The sequence below is a fragment of the Mesonia sediminis genome, from assembly GCF_042684705.1.
Classification (GTDB): Bacteria; Bacteroidota; Bacteroidia; order Flavobacteriales; family Flavobacteriaceae; genus Mesonia; species Mesonia sediminis.
The window spans coordinates 551489-570985 of the sequence record NZ_JBHULZ010000041.1; the positions used below are offsets into that span (position 1 = coordinate 551489).

The 19497-nt window shown below is 37.7% G+C and carries 18 protein-coding genes; 10 read left to right on the forward strand and 8 right to left on the reverse strand.

Features of this window, described 5'->3' with window-relative positions; all coding sequences use genetic code 11:
• Positions 1 to 69: 69 nt before the first annotated feature.
• Positions 70 to 816: a uroporphyrinogen-III synthase gene (locus ACFSQ0_RS10580; RefSeq protein ID WP_379047998.1), complete on the reverse strand. Its 747-nt coding sequence runs from the start codon at positions 814 to 816 to the stop codon at positions 70 to 72.
• Between the two features lie 28 nt (positions 817 to 844).
• A complete protein-coding gene (locus ACFSQ0_RS10585) occupies positions 845 to 1498 on the reverse strand; it encodes a DUF4271 domain-containing protein (RefSeq protein ID WP_379048001.1) in 654 nt (217 codons plus the stop codon).
• Between the two features lie 91 nt (positions 1499 to 1589).
• On the opposite strand from ACFSQ0_RS10585, the gene ACFSQ0_RS10590 reads away from it, so the two are divergent.
• From ACFSQ0_RS10590 to ACFSQ0_RS10600, 3 genes are read left to right on the forward strand one after another with little or no spacing between them, the layout of a single operon-like run.
• Positions 1590 to 2318: a polyprenol monophosphomannose synthase gene (locus ACFSQ0_RS10590; RefSeq protein WP_379048004.1), complete on the forward strand. Its 729-nt coding sequence runs from the start codon at positions 1590 to 1592 to the stop codon at positions 2316 to 2318.
• Positions 2315 to 3658 (forward strand): dihydroorotase, encoded by a 1344-nt coding sequence (locus ACFSQ0_RS10595; RefSeq protein WP_379048007.1) that lies wholly within the window; start codon positions 2315 to 2317, stop codon positions 3656 to 3658. The genes ACFSQ0_RS10590 and ACFSQ0_RS10595 overlap by 4 nt, the downstream gene beginning before the upstream one ends.
• The gene (locus ACFSQ0_RS10600; protein WP_379048010.1) at positions 3655 to 4041 is read left to right on the forward strand and encodes a DUF4296 domain-containing protein; all 387 of its coding nucleotides are present in this window, start codon (positions 3655 to 3657) and stop codon (positions 4039 to 4041) included. Before ACFSQ0_RS10595 ends, ACFSQ0_RS10600 begins: the two co-directional genes overlap by 4 nt.
• 9 nt (positions 4042 to 4050) lie before the next feature.
• On the opposite strand, the gene ACFSQ0_RS10605 is transcribed toward ACFSQ0_RS10600, so the two are convergent.
• On the reverse strand, positions 4051 to 5070 hold the full coding sequence (locus ACFSQ0_RS10605; RefSeq protein ID WP_379048013.1) for an NAD-dependent epimerase/dehydratase family protein: 1020 nt from the start codon (positions 5068 to 5070) through the stop codon (positions 4051 to 4053).
• A gap of 72 nt (positions 5071 to 5142) precedes the next feature.
• Between ACFSQ0_RS10605 and tyrS the strand changes: the two genes are divergently transcribed.
• A complete protein-coding gene (gene tyrS, locus ACFSQ0_RS10610; protein ID WP_379048016.1) occupies positions 5143 to 6441 on the forward strand; it encodes a tyrosine--tRNA ligase in 1299 nt (432 codons plus the stop codon).
• Positions 6442 to 6599: 158 nt separating this feature from the next.
• Here the strand turns inward: tyrS and ACFSQ0_RS10615 are convergent, their stop codons facing one another.
• The 4 genes from ACFSQ0_RS10615 to ACFSQ0_RS10630 all read right to left on the reverse strand — a co-directional run bounded on the left by ACFSQ0_RS10615 (position 6600) and on the right by ACFSQ0_RS10630 (position 13575).
• Positions 6600 to 7583, reverse strand: coding sequence for a LuxE/PaaK family acyltransferase (locus ACFSQ0_RS10615; RefSeq protein ID WP_379048019.1), 984 nt, complete (start codon positions 7581 to 7583; stop codon positions 6600 to 6602).
• An 84-nt stretch (positions 7584 to 7667) separates the two neighbouring features.
• Positions 7668 to 9401: a T9SS type A sorting domain-containing protein gene (locus tag ACFSQ0_RS10620; protein WP_379048022.1), complete on the reverse strand. Its 1734-nt coding sequence runs from the start codon at positions 9399 to 9401 to the stop codon at positions 7668 to 7670.
• A 199-nt stretch (positions 9402 to 9600) separates the two neighbouring features.
• A complete protein-coding gene (locus tag ACFSQ0_RS10625; RefSeq protein ID WP_379048025.1) occupies positions 9601 to 10770 on the reverse strand; it encodes a hypothetical protein in 1170 nt (389 codons plus the stop codon).
• 18 nt (positions 10771 to 10788) lie between these two features.
• Positions 10789 to 13575: a TonB-dependent receptor gene (locus tag ACFSQ0_RS10630; protein ID WP_379048028.1), complete on the reverse strand. Its 2787-nt coding sequence runs from the start codon at positions 13573 to 13575 to the stop codon at positions 10789 to 10791.
• A 184-nt stretch (positions 13576 to 13759) separates the two neighbouring features.
• Here ACFSQ0_RS10630 and ACFSQ0_RS10635 point away from each other — a divergent pair, with 184 nt between their 5' ends.
• A complete protein-coding gene (locus tag ACFSQ0_RS10635) occupies positions 13760 to 14443 on the forward strand; it encodes a response regulator transcription factor (protein ID WP_379048031.1) in 684 nt (227 codons plus the stop codon).
• Between the two features lie 6 nt (positions 14444 to 14449).
• On the forward strand, positions 14450 to 15502 hold the full coding sequence (locus tag ACFSQ0_RS10640) for a sensor histidine kinase (protein WP_379048034.1): 1053 nt from the start codon (positions 14450 to 14452) through the stop codon (positions 15500 to 15502).
• On the opposite strand, the gene ACFSQ0_RS10645 is transcribed toward ACFSQ0_RS10640, so the two are convergent.
• Positions 15471 to 16526, reverse strand: coding sequence for a glycosyltransferase (locus ACFSQ0_RS10645; RefSeq protein WP_379048036.1), 1056 nt, complete (start codon positions 16524 to 16526; stop codon positions 15471 to 15473). The genes ACFSQ0_RS10640 and ACFSQ0_RS10645 overlap by 32 nt on opposite strands.
• An 88-nt stretch (positions 16527 to 16614) precedes the next feature.
• Between ACFSQ0_RS10645 and trmB the strand changes: the two genes are divergently transcribed.
• The 4 genes from trmB (at position 16615) to ACFSQ0_RS10665 (ending at position 19493) form a co-directional block, all read left to right on the forward strand.
• Positions 16615 to 17289 (forward strand): tRNA (guanosine(46)-N7)-methyltransferase TrmB, encoded by a 675-nt coding sequence (gene trmB, locus ACFSQ0_RS10650; RefSeq protein ID WP_379048831.1) that lies wholly within the window; start codon positions 16615 to 16617, stop codon positions 17287 to 17289.
• Positions 17290 to 17292: 3 nt separating this feature from the next.
• Positions 17293 to 17913, forward strand: a complete 621-nt coding sequence (locus ACFSQ0_RS10655; protein WP_379048039.1) for a LysE family translocator — start codon at positions 17293 to 17295, stop codon at positions 17911 to 17913.
• Positions 17914 to 17923: 10 nt separating this feature from the next.
• The gene (locus tag ACFSQ0_RS10660) at positions 17924 to 18259 is read left to right on the forward strand and encodes an MGMT family protein (RefSeq protein ID WP_379048042.1); all 336 of its coding nucleotides are present in this window, start codon (positions 17924 to 17926) and stop codon (positions 18257 to 18259) included.
• A 100-nt stretch (positions 18260 to 18359) separates the two neighbouring features.
• A complete protein-coding gene (locus tag ACFSQ0_RS10665; RefSeq protein WP_379048045.1) occupies positions 18360 to 19493 on the forward strand; it encodes an Mrp/NBP35 family ATP-binding protein in 1134 nt (377 codons plus the stop codon).
• The last annotated feature ends 4 nt before the right edge of the window (positions 19494 to 19497 follow it).

Here is a 19497-nt window from a genome sequence, read left to right on the forward strand (position 1 = left end):
AATGTATTATTACAAAAAAGAGGCGGTTTTAAACCGCCTCTTTTTTGTAATAATAATAAAAACTTGAAACTATTTTTTGTTATGCTCTTTAATATATTTTTCTAAAGCCATTGTCATTGATGGAGTCTCTGGAGTTGGAGCTTTGATATTTACCTCCAAACCATGTTCTTTGGCAGCCTTAATTGTTGAATTCCCAAAGACAGCGACACGCGTATTATTTTGTTTAAAGTCTGGGAAATTCTCGAAAAGTGATTTAATACCACTCGGACTAAAAAATACCAATACATCATAAAAAACTTTTTCTAAATGAGAAAGATCGCTAACAACAGTTTTATAAAATATACCTCGTTTCCAGTTTACTTTTATCTTATCTAGTTCTTTTGGAATAAGTGGTTTAAGCATGTCTGAAGAAGGGAGTAAAAACTTTTCGGTTTTGTACTTTTTAATTAAAGGTATAAGCTCAGGAAAAGTACGCTTACCCACGTAAATCTTTCTCTTGCGGTATACTACGTATTTTTGTAAATAATAGGCAACAGCTTCACTCTGGCAAAAATATTTCATAGTGTCAGGTACCTCATAGCGCATCTCTTTGGCAATTCTAAAGAAATGGTCTACTGCATTTCTACTTGTTAGAATTATAGCCGTGAATTGACTCAGATCTATCTTTTGCTGCCTAACATCTTTTGAGGTTACCCCTTCTACGTGTATAAAAGGAATAAAATCAATTTTCACCTTTTGTCTCTCCTCCAACTCTGTATAGGGAGAGTTCTCCATCTTTGGTTCTGGCTGAGAAATTAGAATTGTTTTTACTTTCATCGATAAGCTGTTTGTTAAATGCTGTTTTTTATGTAATCACTTTATATAAAATAATATAGGGAGCGATTTCAAGGCTGCAAAGGTACAAAATAAAATAATACCAATACAATATAAGCGACTTTTGCTGTTTTATGTAATAAACAATCAAGCCACCTGTTTGCAGAAGAACCATCATTCCAATGCAGATTAAACTGATTAATCTATGGAAGTTTAGCGTATAAATTAATAAAAATAATAAGGGTATGAAGTATAAACTAAAAAGGTTGCGATAAGTGATTTTATAAAAAATATAATTATCGATTAAGGGTTCGATTTTAAATACTACGGCCGTTATTTTCTCAACCAAATATTTTAAAATACTTAGCGCAGCAAAAATCACAAGAATTTGAAGGTATAAATTAAAATTGTATGTTGTAGAAAGTAAATCGGTTGCTTTGAATAAAACAAATAAACCTAAACTGGCAATTAGTTGATGAGCTAAAAACAAAAGCAGACTAAACAGGCTTACAACATTTGGGCTTTTTTTGTATTGTGTGAAATAAACATTTGAACGATACAACTCCTTAAATTGAATAAACCGATTTCCAAAGGCACGAGCCGTACCGGCTATAAGAGCCATAGCTATAAGTAGAACAATAATAATCCAATCTTGCGGTATTAAATTTCTAAGGCTGATATCCAAGCTACACAATTTATTTGCAAATTTAAGACTAAATTGACGGATAGGGCTTAATATTTCATCCTAAAAATAAGTACATTTGTCACCAAAAAATATGTCCAATCGCTTAGTCATCATACCTACCTATAACGAGGCCGAGAATATTGGGCATATTCTGGATGCTATTTTGCGCCTTCCGCTTAGCTTTGACGTTTTGGTGGTAGACGATAATTCGCCAGATGGTACTGCAACCTTGGTAGAAGAGAAAAAGCAACTGTACAAAGATTGCATTCATTTGCTTTCTAGGTCAAATAAATCAGGATTGGGTACGGCCTATATTGCCGGATTTAAGTGGGCTCTAGCGCGAAGTTATACTCATATTTTTGAAATGGATGCCGATTTTTCTCACAACCCAAAAGATTTAGTACGTTTGTTTAATGCTTGCGAAGAAAATGACGCTCAAGTGAGCATAGGTTCGCGTTATGTTACTGGGGTTAATGTTGTTAACTGGCCTATGAAACGTATACTGTTGTCATATACGGCCTCTAAATACGTTAAGTTCATAACCGGTATGCCCATCCACGATACTACGGCTGGTTTTGTCTGCTATAAGCGAGAAGTATTAACAGGTATTAATTTAGATAAAATACAATTTATAGGCTATGCTTTTCAAATTGAAATGAAATTTAAAGCATATTTGAAGAAATTTAAGATTGTAGAAGTTCCAGTTATTTTTACAGACAGAGAAAGAGGAAAGTCAAAAATGAACGGGCGCATAATTTCGGAAGCGATTTTTGGCGTTTTAAAAATGAAATTTAAGAGTTTATTTGGTAAAGAATTATGAAAAAGATATTGATTAAAAATGCTAAAATTGTAAACGAGGGCAAGGTTGAAGAAGGTGAGGTTTACATTGAAAATGATACCATTGTTGAGGTGGCGTCAATCATCAGTGTTAAATCGCAAGATGTTCATGTGGTAGATGCCGAAGGGAAATATCTATTACCTGGAGCCATTGATGATCAAGTTCATTTTAGAGAGCCCGGCTTAACGCATAAAGAAGATATAGAACACGGAAGTAAGGCAGCTGTTGCAGGAGGAATAACTTCGTTCATAGAGATGCCCAACACCCAACCACAAACCACTACACATGAGAGGTTTGCAGAAAAGTTTGCTATAGCAGCTAAATCCGCTTACGCCAATTATTCTTTTATGTTTGGCGGTACCAACGATAACTTAGAGGAAATCAAAAAAATTGATCCAAAAACCACCCCAGCGCTAAAGTTATTTTTGGGTTCTTCTACTGGTAATATGTTGGTAGATAATGAAGAAGTCTTAAAAGAAATTTTTACGCAATCTCCTGTTTTGATTTGCGTACATTGTGAAGATGAAACTACCATAAAAGATAATTTAGAAGAGTATATAAATAAATATGGAGAAGATATTCCAGTAGAAAATCATCCCAAGATTAGAAGCGATAAGGCCTGCTACTTATCGTCATCTCGCGCTATTGCTTTAGCCAAAGAAACCGGTGCAAGACTTCACGTGTTTCATTTGAGTACAGCTAAGGAAATGGAACTTTTTGATGGGAAAAAGCCCTTAAAGGATAAAAAGATAACCGCCGAGGTTTGTATACATCACCTTTGGTTTAATGACACCCATTATGCCGATAAAAAAACCTTGATTAAGTGGAACCCTGCCGTTAAAACACAACAAGATCAGGAAGCCTTGTTTAAGGCCTTATTGCAAGACAAAATAGACGTTATCGCTACAGACCATGCGCCACATACATTAGAAGAGAAAAATAATGTCTACACCAAAGCACCAAGTGGAGGGCCTCTAGTACAGCATGCTTTACCGGCCATGCTTCAGTTTTATCATCAAGGTAAGATTACCTTGCCTAAAATTGTCGAAAAAATGTGTCATAATCCGGCCATTCTTTTCCAAATTGAAAGGAGAGGTTTTATCCGTGAAGGCTATAAAGCCGATTTGGTTTTAGTCGATCTAAATGCGCCTTGGACAGTGCAAAAAGAAAATATATTATATAAATGCGGGTGGTCGCCATTTGAAAAAACAACTTTTAAGTCACGAATCACACATACTTTTGTAAATGGTGCATTGGTTTACCATAATTTTAAAGTATTAGATGTTCGAAATGCACAAGCTTTAAGTTTTCAAAGATCATGAAACATCTAGTTGCACTTTTTCTAATGGTTTTTTTGGTAATAACTGGTTGTCAGAATATCGAAGAGGCACCAAAGCCAGATTCGCTTATAGATGAAGAAACCATGGTAAATTTGTTATTTGATTTGCATTATACAGATGCAATTCAAGGGTATAGCGGCACCAAGTTTATGCAACGGGACGTAAAGGTGAATAAGTTAATCTTGAAAAAATACAATATAGACAGTCTTACTTTTGTAGAAAACGCGAATTACTATTTTGAAGATGCCGAAAGAAACGAACAAATCTATCGAGAAGTTTTAGAGCGTTTAGAAGCTAAAAAGGCGGTTAATGATAGCTTATTGAGAAAAGAAAAAGAGGTTGAGAAGGCAAATGCCTTGCCCTAATATTCATTACTATTTTTGTTGAAGATAATGCTGGCAAATTCGTTTGATGCTTTGACTCAAATCGGTGAATTGAAAATCTAAGTGCTTTAATAATTTTTCTGAGCTATATAGCCTCATGGTATCGCTGTTTCGTACAAAAGTTTTACTGATTTGTTGTCGTGTGCCCAATAGTTTTCTACCTAAAAATTGAATGAGCCACAACAAATATAGTATAGGTTTCTTGGCTTCAAATTTTGGGGCCGGCACCCCCAATTGCTGTGCTGCTTCCGTAAAAAACTCTTTAAAGCTTAGCGATTGGTTAACAACGATATACGACTCATTTTGTATAGGGCTCTGCATTAGTAAGACCATAATACTACAAAGGTCTTGAACGTCGGTAAAACCCGTTTTTTTGTTAATGTAAAACTTTGAACCTTTTGCAATTTTTTGAAATAACCTACCGCTACTTTGTTCATAGAATCCTGCTCCTAGTATAACTCCAGGATTAACAATTATTACTGGTAACTTTTCTTGAGAAGCTCGCCATACTTCCATTTCGGCACCATACTTAGTGATGCTGTAATTGCTGTAAACCTGATTGCTTTCTCTTATAGAGGTTTCAGTGATTGGTATTGTAGGTTTTATCTCTTGCCCTAAAGTGGCAATAGAGCTAACGTGACATAGCTTTTGTACCCCTGCTGTAAGCGATAGGTTTACTACGTTAGCCGTACCTTCCACATTAACTTTGTATAATTCCTTAAAGCCACGATTCGATGGTTCGTCGGCTACTAAACCTGCGCAATGGAATACCCATTTTACGTTTTGCATAGCCTTTTCTAGTTGAGGGATATCTAGAATAGAAAGTTTAACCCAATGTATCCGTTCTAAAAGCGAATGAGAAAGTTGATAATAAGAAGCTAATAGCCTTAAGCTGTACTCTTTTTTATAATCTTCTCTATAAATCGCACGTATGTTACTTTCTTGCTTTTCAAGCAGTTCAGCCAGCAGGTGTGTGCCCACCAAACCTGTTGCTCCCGTCACTAAAATCATAGTGTAAATATAGGAATTTTTGTGTTTAATAAATACAGAAACCAGTATCTTTGCTAAGATAAATCAGTAACAATGGAGAATAAAAACTTTGTACAAGAACTCAAGTGGAGAGGTATGTTAAATGATGTGATGCCAGGAACAGAAGAGCATCTACTTGAAAAAATGCGTTCGGCTTATGTAGGTATAGATCCTACCGCAGATTCGCTGCATATTGGCCACTTGGTAGGTGTTATGATGCTGCGTCACTTTCAACTGGCGGGGCATAAACCAATGGCTTTAATAGGTGGTGCCACGGGTATGATTGGAGACCCTTCTGGAAAATCGGCAGAGCGTAATCTATTAGATGAAGAAACGCTTAAGCATAACCAAGACAGCATTAAAAAGCAATTAGAACGTTTTCTTGATTTTTCTGAAGGAGAAAACAACGCAATTTTGGTCAATAACTATGACTGGATGAAGAATTTTTCTTTTTTAGACTTTGCACGTGATATAGGTAAACATATTACGGTAAATTATATGATGGCAAAAGATTCTGTGAAGAAACGTTTTAGTGCTGAATCTAAAGAAGGGATGAGTTTTACTGAATTTACTTATCAATTGATTCAAGGTTATGATTTTTTACACCTTTACCAGCAAAAAGATTGCACCTTACAAATGGGAGGTAGCGACCAATGGGGTAATATTACTACCGGTACAGAAATGATTAGAAGAATTGGAAAAGGTAAAGCTTATGCTTTAACCTGTCCGTTGATTACAAAAGCTGATGGCACAAAATTTGGAAAAACAGAAGGGGGTAATATTTGGTTAGATAAAGAGCGTACCTCACCCTACAAGTTTTACCAATATTGGTTAAATACTAGCGATGAGGATGCCGAAAAATATATCAAGATATTTACCTTTTTAGGCCAGCAAGAAATTCAGAACCTTTTGAAAGAACATCAAGAGGCTCCGCACTTACGTCTACTTCAAAAACGATTAGGAGAGGAGGTGACCATAATGGTACACGGCGAAGAGGATTATGAAAAAGCTATTCAGGCCTCGCAAGTCCTTTTTGGAAAGAGTACGGCAGAAGACTTAAAAAAATTGGATAAAGCTACTTTTCTAGATGTCTTTGAGGGGGTTCCCCAAGCAGTGGTGAGCAGAGCCGATATTGAGCAAGGCTTAGATATGATTGCAGCACTATCGGCTAAGACTAATTTTTTATCTAGTAATGGTGAAGCGAGAAGAGCGCTTCAAGCCAATAGTATTGCGGTAAATAAAGAAAAAGTAAAGGAGGATTTTGTTATTCAACCAGAAGATCTAATCAATGATCAATATGTGATTCTTAATAAAGGGAAGAAGAATACCTATATTATCGCTATTGCGGATTAAACCAGAGTTTTAAAATACCGTTATAAAAAAAGAAACCCCAGCACTGCTGGGGTTTCCTACTAACTAACCAATCTATTATGAAAAAACTTTCATCTTAGCATAATATAAGACGAATTTAAGGCAAAAAACTTACATTTAAAAATAACTTTAACAAAATTTTATAATAAAAGTAAATTGCAGCCGCGAATATCACTAGCGTCAAAGCGGCCAATAACCCTGAATTCATTGGCGTTGAGCTTACTTCCGAGGTCTTGTGTTGCAATAAAAGAGCATGAGTGCAAATTGGCTAAATCAATGACGTTTATACCTCCAGTTTTTCCGTTTTTAAGAATTCTAGTGGGTTCTTCAGGATCACGTATTAAAATATCCATCCAGGCTGCCGGTTTAAATATTCCTTCTCCCTTCGAGTACGCCTGTGAGAGCAGTTCTGTCATTCCGTATTCACTATGAATGTTTGATAAATTAAATGCTCTACCAATTACTTGATGCAATTCTTCCCGAATCATTTCTTTTCGTCTGCCTTTCATGCCTCCCGTTTCCATTATTATTGTGTGCTTTAATTCCATCGGAAATTGCTCGGCTAGATCCAATAAGGCAAAAGAAACACCTAGTAATAAAGTTTTTTGTTTTTGCGACTCTAGCAATTTTAAGCTCTGCACTAATTCTTCTAAATTGTTGAGGTAAAATCCGCTTTTAGCATGATTGCTTTCCACGATTAAATCTTGCGCCATATAAATGAGAGAGGAGCCCTCTCTTTCTAAATAAGCAGGTAACAGAGCTAGTACAGCATAGTCTTTAATATCTCCGTAAAATTGTTTAAAAGTAGTTCTAAAGCTTCTTTTATAAAGGTTAAGCTTATTTACATAGTGTTTGCTAGTTGTCTGTCCTGTGGTTCCGCTACTGCTAAAGACAATTTCGGCAGGAGTGCTGGGGCTATAAATTTTATTCGATTTAAAAAACTGAATGGGTAAAAAGGGAATCTCCTCCTTTTGATCTATCTGTTCTGGTGCTACCTTAAGGTAATCGCAAAACTCTTTGTAAATAGGTACATGACGGTATTGATAATGGAAAACTTCAAGACAAACCTCGTCAAAAGTACGCTGGTTGGAAATGGCAAATATTTTATTTTCTAATTTCGTCATTTTGCGAATGCATTTGAGGCAAAATTACGAATAAAAAAAGCGCTCTGGTGTAGAGCGCTTTTATAAATTGAAAAACGAATCAACTTATTCAACAATTAGCTTTTGTGTAACGGTGTTACCATCTGCTTTGATTTGTACCAAGTACATACCGGCAGCGAAGTTAGATACGTCAATAGTTTTTATGGCGTTATTGGCCTTAAAAATTTGCTCTCCTAAAATCGTGTAAATACTCACTTCTACCTCGTTTAAATCGCGGTACTCAAAGTTAACCACAGATCCGTTAGCAGGGTTAGGGTACATATTGATTTTGCTTAATAACTCAACAGATTGAGTAGATAAGGCAGCGTTAAAGTCGTTAGAACTTCTTGGGAATATTTGAGCAGTTACGTTTGTTCCGTCATCGTAAGATGAAGCGATTCCTACTACATTTTGGTATTGTCCCGCGATTACGGTACCAATATAATCTGCACTGTAGAAGTTGGTTCTTAATACTGTATTGTCATTACCATCGTTTAAAGTATAGTTGGTGCCAGTTGCAAAAGTAGCTGTACCATCTGCTTCAGTAATGGTTACATTTTGAAATGCAATTAACTCAGACTCATACATCTCTGGATTAGCATTGTAAGCGCTTATGCTAAGAATTTGTGGAGCAACGCTATTACCTGTTGAAGTAGCTGCACCTGGATCGGTTTCTGGTACAAATTGCATAATGCCACCAAACTCGGTTAAAGTACCCTCAATTCCTGTGATTCCGTCACCGATGTTATACGTAGTAGTAATTACACCGTTGTTATCATCGATTAAGATTGCAGCAGTAGCATCTTGAATATACTTCTGGCCTCTAAAAGACTGTTGCATTGTAAGTACAGCCTCACCGGTTAAGATGTATTTCTCGTTTAAGGTTTGTGTTCTTAAGGTAGCTAAATCTGCAACAGGGGTAGACGGGTCACAAGTAGGAGAAGTTATGGTTCCTGAAATGTTACAGTTGGCACTAGTAATGGTATAGTTCAAGTCGGTTCCTTCGGTAATACCTGAAATAGTAACCGTACCTGTTGCTTGTGTATTGGCGTCGTCACCTCCTAAAGTACCTTCATTAAGGCTAAGCGTATAAGTTTCTGTTCCTCCACCTGAAAATGAAGCAGTAACGGTATACGTGTCTGTACCACTAGTTTTTGCATCACAGCTTACGTCTGTAATAGTAAAGCTTAATGGGCATGGAGTACCCGCTGTAGTATAAGTTCCCAGACCAATAATGCTCTCAAAAGTAGCACCACCTTGGCAAGTTCCTAAACCATCTAAGGCTCCGTTATAGAAATCCCAATCTGCTGCGGCAAATGTGCCAGCCGTAGTACCGGACTTACGCTTCGCGTAACCATCTTTGTATTCCCAAACTTCTCCTGTACCGTCTTGGCTATCTACGCCGTACTCATCTACAGAAACGCCTGGGTTACTATCTAGTACCAAACGAATACGGTCATCACCGTTAAAACTCATTACACTTGCTGTAGTAGCAAAGGTATTGGTTGCGCTAGGAAACTCAGTTGCAAAACTCGGGTCATCTGCATACACATAAGCAAAAGCATCGGTAAGGGTACCAAGAGAAGCTAAGTTTAAAGCGTTACCCCAAGTGGTATTGGCATTGGTTTGGTTCTCTAAAGAGTACAAAGAAAAATCTACAGTACCTTGAGCGTAGATTTCTAATACTTTAGGATTACCACCTGAACAATCCCCATCGGAAATCATGGTAATAATAGGTCCTTGAGCAAAACTAAATAAGCCTGTAAGGAGCATGAAAGTTAAAAAAGTAATTTTTTGCATAATAAATTTATTTAATGATGTCATCAAAGGTACAAATATGTACTAGGATTTGGTATGATTTTAATCAATTTTTTTATTTCTTAACTTATTAGGCGATAATATATAAGTCTGATTGTTAATTGATTAAAGGCTAATTTTTTTGGTTTTATTTATTTAACAGCGGAAAAGTTTTAAAACTTTCCCGCTGTTATTGTATGAGTTACTGATTGAATCCGCCTTGAGCAGAGAAATTAGTCCAATTGGCAAAAGCGCTTTCATCTGCACCACTTGCCGCAGGATTTTCATCGATTAATTGAGTGGCAATGTCGGTCTGATCTACGTTATTAACCACTAAGTTGTTGTATTGGTCAAAGAAAGTATTGGTAAAAGATAATTCACCATTAGTTACTTCTTGTGTTTGATCGTTTACAAAAATCATGCTGTCATAATTATATCCTACAATATTGTCAAAAATACCCGCCGTACCTTGTTTTAAGTCAAATGCAGCTTTACCAGGTCTATTGTGTCCTCGTAGGGTAACATTACTCACTTGGGCTTTAGAGCGTGGGCTAGCATTGTTCTCTCCACTTCTGTTGGCTAATTCAAAAGCAAAATCTCCAGTAGCATCGTATTGGTAAATCACAACGTTGTTTAAGCTTCCGCGGAAACCTTCATCCCAATCGATTGAATCATCTTCCATTCCTACGGCTGAAAGGTTCTTGGCATTTACCGTACCTCCATAAAACTCAAAACCGTCATCTGCACCTTCAAATGCTTCGCAATACTCTACTACAGTACCGCTTCCCACTGCAAAAAACGAGAAAGCATTGAATTCAAATTGACCATCTGAAGAGGCTTGACCGGCATACTCTACACGAACATATCGTAAAACTCCAGAGTTGTCGTTATCGTCGTTTCCGCCGTAAGGCAATTGTCCTGCTTCAGATAAAGAAGTGCCGCCAGGAGCGTTCATTTTAGCTTTACCGTGTATGCCAATACCGCCCCAATCGCCATCGCCTCCTTCTGCATTTTTATTCTCAGAAGTAAATACAATTGGCTCTTGTGCTGTACCTTCAGCCATTATTTTACCACCTTGCTCAACGAACAAAAGGTTGATTCCGGCAGCTTGATCTTCGGCAGTTACCGTAAAAGTAGTACCTTTTTCTATGGTTAAAGTAGCACCATCTTTAACAGAGACCGCTCCGCGAAGAGCGTATTTTCCTTTAGGAACAAATAAGTCTTGCGTGATTTCACCTGTAAGTACGTCACCTTGAAGAATATCCTCATTCACAGGGTTGTTGCTTGAGTTTCCTTCGTCATCGCTGCTGCACGAGAACAGCATACCCAAAAGGGCTGTGGCTAAAATGGTTTTGCTGATTGTTTTTTTCATTGTTTTAAAATTTAAAGGTTAAAATGTATATGTAAAGTTTAATCCAAAAGTAATTCCCTGGTCAAAACGTTCAATTTGATTGCTAAAGCGGTCGGGAAAACGAACGTTTTGCGTTGGGTCTTGTGTAAATAAAGTTTCTTCATTTAAGAGGTTACGCACGGTTAGCTTAACGCCAAACTTCTTGTTGAATTGAGTGTTCCAGGTAAGGTCTAATTGGTTGAGAGGTTTTTCATAAATCTCGTCTGCACCTTCAACTCCAACGGCATAAATACGTTTTCCGTAGGTGTTAAAAATCAGGTTGATTTTAGACTCTAGTTGCTCCTTATCAAACAATTGATAGCCTAAATCGGCATTTAAGCCCCAGTTAGAAGCACCTTGTAATTTTCTCTCTTTATGGGTAACCACTGCAAAACGAGGGTCATTCTCATCGGCCTGAGCCTTTGAATTCATAAGTATGGCATTTAAACCAAATTGCCAAGGCTTAAGCTGATCAATTTTACTTACATTCCCTAGGTTTAATTTCATTTCAAATTCCAATCCGTAAAGGTGGGCGCTTTCAAAATTGTCGAAAAAGGTACGGTAACCAACCGAGGTAGAACGCGCCAAACGCTCAATAGGATTTTTTAAATACTTACCAAATGCGGTTACGGCAAGTAGCTCGGCATTACTAGGGAAAATTTCGTACTTGATGTCTAGGTTATAATTGGTAGAGTTTAATAAATCGGGGTTACCAATTACTTGGTTACCGTCACCATTTTGGTATACTGTGGGTAAAATTTCGCGTAAGCGTGGTCTGGTATTGGTAATTGATGAGGTGAAACGCAAATTAGACAACTCGTTTAAACTGTATTTTATGTTTAAAGATGGATTGATGTCTAGCGGATCATACTTAATCTTGCTAAAGGGGGTGTCGGGACGGTCTAAAGGCTCACGATAGCTGATCTCTCGTATAGCTTTTTCTACGCGTACCCCTGCTTCTAAGACTATTTTTTCCCACTGTCTGTTGAATTGTAAATAACCCGCATGAATACCTTGGGTGATTTCACTTTTGGCAGTCGGATCAAATGTACTTGAATAACTTAAAAACCCGTTGGCAAATCCTGTCTCGAAGAAATCTTGTGGGTTGTTGGTATTCAATGCGGGAAGATCGTTGGTATTAACTTGGGCAGTAATAAATTTATTAAAGAAGTCATAGGCAATTAGATCGGTTTGATAACCTATCTCTAGATGACCCATAAAATCTTCTGATTCTGTAGGGAGTAAGCCTAAGCGGTAAGCCACTCTAGCATTAAAGTTCTGGTTGTCTAACTCTTGGTAAAACTTAAAAGGATTAATCCCATTAGTGGTAATGTACTCTGCATCTTCACCTACTCCAGCAGCACGTAGTACACGTCTATCAGGTACTTGATTATTTCCGAGACCCACAGCGCTGGCAAAGTGCAATTCTTGCCTTTTTCCGTCTAGAGCATATTTACCTAAAAGTTGAAAATTTACTTGCTGATTCTCGGTATACCGCATATCTCGAATAAAGAAATCTCGATTATTCAACTGGGTAAATCCATCATTTCGGCCAAAGGCTTCTCGAATGAAATTAGAACTGTTTTGTAGGTAAATTGTATTAAAGGTTAGATCTAATTTTTCATATAAATTATAATCTAAACTTAGCAAAGCCGATTTTTGTGTACGGTATTCATAGGTAGATGAGGTAAAATCTTGTCCGGCTGTACCTTCAGAGTTCAAAGTACGTTCAACACCGTCTTGGGCGCGATGTGAATTTCTAAAATTCATACTTAAAACCATACCAAGATTACTATTATCTGAACTAAAAAGGCGCTGACCGTGGGTAATCCCAAAGCGTGTGTCTAGGGGTGCTTTTCTTTTTTTAGGGGTCCAAGAGGTCGAAAAAAGCTCACCCGATTCACGCGGTGAAGCACTGTAACTCAGGTCGCCAATTTCAGAAGGTAATGCACGCGAGTCACCCGTGTAACCAAATAATTCGGTTCCGCTGGCATCATCGGTATAAAAATCTTTAAAAGTGGTTTTAGTATTATAATTTACGCCAAAATTTATTTGTGTTTTAGGCTTAGCAGGAGCTTTTGGTGTATTTATTTTAAAGGTAGCTCCCGCAAAATCACTATACAAATTGGGAGAGAAAGTTTTTAAGACATCAACCGAACTTACAATCGAAGTGGCGATATAGCTAAGAGGAATGATTTTGAAATCGGGATCAGAGGAGGCTAATGGCAAGCCGTTTACCAGTAGGTAGTTGTAACGGTCATCTAATCCGCGCACAAAGACCCCACGATCTTGAACCATAGTAATTCCCGACACTTTAGAGACGCCTTGTTCTACATTACTTACAGCTTTTCGCGATAATTCTTCGGCACCAATCGATTGCTGCATCTGAATCGCATTTTTTTGATCGAGTAAAAGTGCTACTTCAGAGTCTCTGCTCTTTACTGCAGTAATCATTACTTCTTCTAATGCTGCTGCACTCGATTTTAACCCAGTGCTTAAACGCGTAGTTTGATTGGCTTTAATAATAACTCCAGGAATGCTTACGGTTTCGTACCCAACAAAACTGAATATAACAGTATAGGTACCTTCAGGTACTTGGGTTATTTCATAATTCCCATCAAAATCTGAGGTGGTACCTTTGTTGGTGCCTTTTAGGGTAATGTTGGCAAAGGGTAGTGGTTCATTGTTCACTTCCTCATCGGTAAGGTTACCGCTAATACTTCCAAATTCTTGCGCCCAGACCAGTGGTGTTAGGCAAAATAATAATAATGTTAATGTGGTTTTCATTGCAGTTTTCATTTACGCTGCAAAGAAATTTTATAATCACAAGAAAAAAGTTATCCCGTTGTTAAGTATCTTTAAACCTATGTTAGCAAATGGTTATCTATGTTAAGTTGGTAGTGTCAATTCTTAACAAAGGGGGTAGCTTAATTTTAATTATTTTTACACCAGCATAAATATTGTATAAAGCATGAATAAAAGTGATATAAAGATTCTGTTAGTCGATGATGAACCCGATATTTTAGAAATCATAAGCTATAATTTAAAGCAAGAGGGGTATCAAGTGTTGACGGCCGAAAATGGGAAAGAAGGAGTTCGAAAAGCCAAAAAGCATCTACCCCAATTAATTGTATTAGATGTTATGATGCCCGAGATGGATGGCATGGAGGCTTGTGAAAAAATTCGTCAAGAGCCCCAATTAGAAGATAGTTTGATCTGTTTTCTTACCGCTAGAGGAGAAGACTATTCCCAAATGGCAGGTTTTGATGCTGGAGCAGACGATTATATCACCAAGCCTATTAAACCTAAGGTGCTGGTGAGTAAGGTTAAGGCTTTGTTGAGACGAACTCAGCCTTCAAATAGCGATCAGGGAATTACAGAAATTGGTGATATTACCATCAATCAAGAAGAGTACAAAGTAATGCTAGGCAAAAAAGAATTGATTTTACCCCGAAAAGAATTCGAACTTTTAGCCTTACTCGCATCTAAACCAGGAAAAGTCTTTAAGCGCGAAGATATTCTAGCTAATGTTTGGGGCAACGAGGTAGTTGTAGGCGGAAGAACCATAGATGTGCACATCAGGAAATTGCGCGAGAAAATGGGCGATAAGCGCTTTAAAACGGTGAAAGGGGTAGGCTATAAATTTGTAGTGTAAAAAACTATGGGTAAAGAAATACAGAAATCCTATAAATTTGCAACCGCTAGTGCCAGCCTCATTAGTGTAGTGATGCTAGGCTTAGCCGTGCTCCTACAAGCCATTTATATCGAGGTGCATATCGGGCCAAGTATCCTGTTTTTTGTACTCGCGTGGGTGACCACCTTTTTACTGATTCAATTGCGGTTAGAAAGCTACATTTTTAAACGGGTTAAAGAGGTTTATGATAAGGTTGAATTAATCGAAAGCTCTGCCATTAAAAGTCCCAGAATCACAACCGATATGAATACCCTAATTCAAGAACTCGAGCATTTTGCCGAAGTTAAAAAACTTGAAATAGAGACCTTAAAAGATCGTGAAAACTACCGTAAAGAGTTTATGGGTAACATTTCACACGAACTTAAAACACCGCTTTTTACGGTTCAAGGCTATATTTTAACGCTATTAGATGGCGCGATTAACGATAAAAAAGTTCGTGAGAAATACTTACAACGCGCAAGCAAAGGCGTTGACAGATTGGTTTATATTGTAAAAGACCTCGACTTGATCACCCGACTCGAGATGGAGGATATACAATTAGAAAAACAAGATTTTAACTTAGTGTCTCTTATACAAAATGTATTTGATTTGCTAGAAATGAAAGCGCATAAAAAAGATATCAGCTTTACTTTTGATACCGACTATAATACGCCTATTTATGTACATGCCAATAAAGATAAAATACAACAGGTTTTAATCAATTTGTTTGTAAATTCAATAAAATATGGAAAGCACGGAGGCACTACCGAAGTAGCGATTGAGCCTTTGGTGAAAAATAAATTGATTGTGCGCATTACAGATAATGGCGAAGGAATACAGAAAGAAAACCTTAACCGCATTTTTGAACGTTTTTACCGCATCGATAAAAGCGGATCTAGAAAAGAGGGTGGTGCAGGTCTAGGTTTAGCTATTGTCAAACATATACTCGAGGCGCATCAAGAGAGCATTTATGTAGAGAGCGATTTTGGAACAGGCAGTGAATTTTCTTTTACGCTCGAAAAATCGAAAACAAAGCTTTAAAATCGGGAGCCTCAAAAGTAGGAAATCCTTTTATGTTTTTTAGTTCCTCTAATTTGCGCCATGTAAAAGCCTCTTGTGTGCAACTTGCCGTCCAGCCTTTCTTCGAGAAATAGCTTGCTAAATACTCTTGTTCGGGTTGCCCCGGTGTGGGAATTAAAAATGCTTTAAGGCCTAAAGCGCAAAAATCCATCAAGCTACTATAACCAGAACGGGCAATAACAAAATGACTGCTTTCTAAAACTTGCTGTACTTGGGTTCTAGTAGCAAAATCAATTATTTCTAGGTGGCTAGGAACTTTATCTAGTTTTAACTTTTTATCGCTTCCGCGGATAAGAACAACGGGTAGTTCGCTAAATTCAATCGCCTTAAGTAAAATGACTTCTAATTCACTGCGCTGCGGCTCGGGTCCAGATAATAGTATACTAATGTGTTTTTTCGTAACCGGGTGAGTATCCGCTTTAAGCTGACTTAATAAACCAATTTTTTTTATCTTAACTTGTTTTGAGGTTGTATGTTGACTCAGCTTTCCGGCAAAAGCCAACTTATGCGTGAAGTCCGGAATCCAACAATGCGAATGTGCTCGAATGATGCGCCAGTGTAGCATATTGGCAATAGGTTGCCAAGCGCCCAAAATATTGGTTTGATGGGTGAGGTAAACACTGGGTATGCAGGATAAAGCAGCCCCAGGTCGGTTATCACTAATTACTCCAGAAAGTTTTTCTTTTTTGTGTATGGCCAAAATCTGCTTTTTATCAAAATAGATATGCTTAAGCCAACTAAACACCTGGAGAGCCAAGACGGCTTTTAAAAAAACAGGTTTTCGGCTATAGCGTATTTCGTAAGCTTGCAAGCGATAAGACTTAAGATGCGGAAAGTTTTTTGTGAGCAAAGTTAAAGCCAAGCCGTCTGAAGCTACAATAGGTTCAAAACCCTGTTGTTCGAGTGCTGCGATTAAGGGTATACAGCGGCTGGCATGCCCCAGCCCCCAATTTAAAACAACTACTAAAATTTTTGGTTTTTGCATCGCTTAAAAATACAACATCCTGCAATATTGAAAACAATTCTTAAAGCTGCGTATAATTTGTTTAATTTTGCCAAAAATTAATGCAGCAGTGGGAAGCAAAAATAAATTAAAAAGGTTTAGAGAAAACGAAAGTTTTGAAAATGTAATACAGCCAAGCCGAGAAGAAATTACCTCGGGTAATTTTAAATACCAAGGCAAATGGAAATCAGATTTCTTTAAAAATGATTTACCCTTAGTGCTAGAATTAGGTTGTGGAAAAGGAGAGTATTGTTTGGGACTCTCGGCGATGTATCCCGAAAAAAACTTCTTGGGCATAGATATTAAGGGCGCGCGTTTTTGGCGTGGAGCTAAAACTGCTTTATCGGAAAACAACACACGAGTTGGCTTTTTACGTACGCAAATCGAATTAATAGATCAAATTTTTGCACCCGGAGAGGTAGATGAAATTTGGATTACCTTTCCAGATCCGCAAATAAAATACAAACGTACCAAGCACCGCTTAACCAATTCAGAATTTCTACAGAAATACAAAGGTATTTTAAAAGTAGATGGTGTGGTAAACCTTAAAACAGATAGTGAGTTTATGCACGGCTATACTTTAGGTCTACTGCACGGAGAAGGGCACGAGATTATCGAAGCCAATCACGATGTGTATAAAAATGAATACAGTGCACCAGAAGTGGTAGGTATACAGACCTTCTATGAAAAACAATATCTTGAAAAAAACAAACCAATTACGTATATTCGATTTAAGATAAACTAAGATTTGTTAGACACGGCCCAATTTATTGTAATCACTTATTTTGCTGCCATGGTGGGCGTTATTCCTCCAGGATTGGTTAATATGACGGTAGCAAAAACCTGTGTTAATAAAGGTAAACGTAGTGGCCTACGAGTAGCTTTGGGTGCATCTATGGTCGTGTTTTTTCAAGCTATGCTGGCCATTTTAATGGCCAAATACATCTTTAATCATCCTTACGTACAAAAGATGATTTTGCGAGCAGGTCTAGTGGTTTTTTTGATTATGGGGATTTATTTTTTTATAGCCGCACGCAAACCCAATAAAAAGGTAGCCCTTAAAAAACAAGAATCAACTCGCAATCTGGTAAAAGGTATGATGATTGCTGCTGTAAACGTGTTTCCTATACCTTATTTTGTAACCATAAGTGCCGCCTTTCACGCAGATGATTTTAATTTTAGCCGTACGACCATAGTTCTTTTTGCTTTAGCTGCCAGTTTAGGAACTTTCACTACTTTGTATATGTATGTGGTTTCTTTTATGAAAATAGAAAAACACAATCAGTCTTTCTCTAAATACAGCAATTACTTTATGGCTGGATTAATGTTTATTTTGGTCGTAATTACTTTACTCCGAATTTTTTATTAAGTAAAAAACTATGGCGCAAAGCGATTTTTATGAACGCGTTTATCATATGACTCGTCAAATACCCTACGGGCGAGTAACCTCCTATGGCGCCATAGCCAAAGCTATTGGTTCGCCTAAAAGTGCTCGGGTGGTAGGTTATGCTTTAAATGCTAGCGCCGGCAATATAGATATTCCAGCTCATCGTGTAGTCAATAGAAACGGAATGCTCACAGGTAAAGCTCATTTTTTGGGTTCTCAGGCCATGCAAGCTCAGCTTGAAGTGGAAGGAATTAGCGTTAAAAATAATCAAGTGCAAAACTTTCAAAAGTATTTTTGGCAGCCTCCTGTTTTGTCGCTAGATAATTAATAAATGCCTCTTAAAGGGCTTTATAGTTAGAAGCTTAAATCTTATATTTGCATTTAGACTTAATCCAAATTAAGTGCTCATTATAAAATAGATATACTTCATGAAATTAAATAAACAAGATATTTATAAGGCCCTAGAAAAAATAAGCGTTTCTGGTGAAGGCCAAAATATGGTAGAGAGTGGTGCAGTAAAGAACATCGTTACTTTTGGTGATGAGGTTGTGGTCGATCTTGAGTTGACCACACCGGCTTTGCACATAAAAAAACGAGCAGAGGTAGATGTGATGAAGGCAATTCATGAACACGTGTATGCCAAGGCTAAGGTAAAAGTTAACGTGAAAGTAAATGCACCTTCTAAGCCAAAAAATGAGATTAAAGGTAAACCTATACCCGGTATTAAAAATATCGTTGCGGTGGCCTCTGGTAAAGGTGGGGTGGGTAAATCTACTGTTACCGCCAACCTAGCGGTTAGTTTAGCCAATAAAGGATTTAAGGTGGGTCTGCTTGACGCGGATATTTACGGCCCTTCGGCAACCATTATGTTTGACGTAGAACGCGAGAGACCGCTGTCTGTGCAAGTCAATGGTAAATCTAAGATGAAGCCAGTTGAAAATCACGGAGTAAAAATTCTTTCAATAGGATTTTTTACCCAACCCAACCAAGCGGTAATCTGGCGCGGACCTATGGCGGCGAAAGCTTTAAACCAAATGATCTTTGATGCCGATTGGGGTGAGCTTGATTTTCTTTTAATCGATTTGCCTCCAGGTACAGGAGATATCCACTTGTCTATCATGCAATCTTTACCTATTACAGGAGCAGTAATGGTAAGTACACCGCAAAATGTAGCGCTTGCCGATGCAAAAAAGGGTGTGGCGATGTTCAGACAAGAAAGTATCAATGTTCCTGTCATCGGTATCGTGGAAAATATGGCCTATTTTACGCCTGAAGAATTACCAGACAATAAATATTACATCTTCGGAAAACACGGAGCTAAAAACTTAGCAGAAGACCTAGAAATTCCTTTCTTAGGAGAACTTCCGTTGGTGCAAAGTATTCGTGAAGCTGGCGACATAGGTAGACCGGCTGCGTTACAGAAAGATACGCCAAGCGCTCAAGCAATTGAGGCTATTACCAAGCAGGTAGTGCAAGAAACCGTAGCAAGAAACCAAGGCTTACCACCTACCGAAGCTATCAAAATAACCACTATGGCAGGTTGCAGTGCTGTAAAAAAATAGGAAA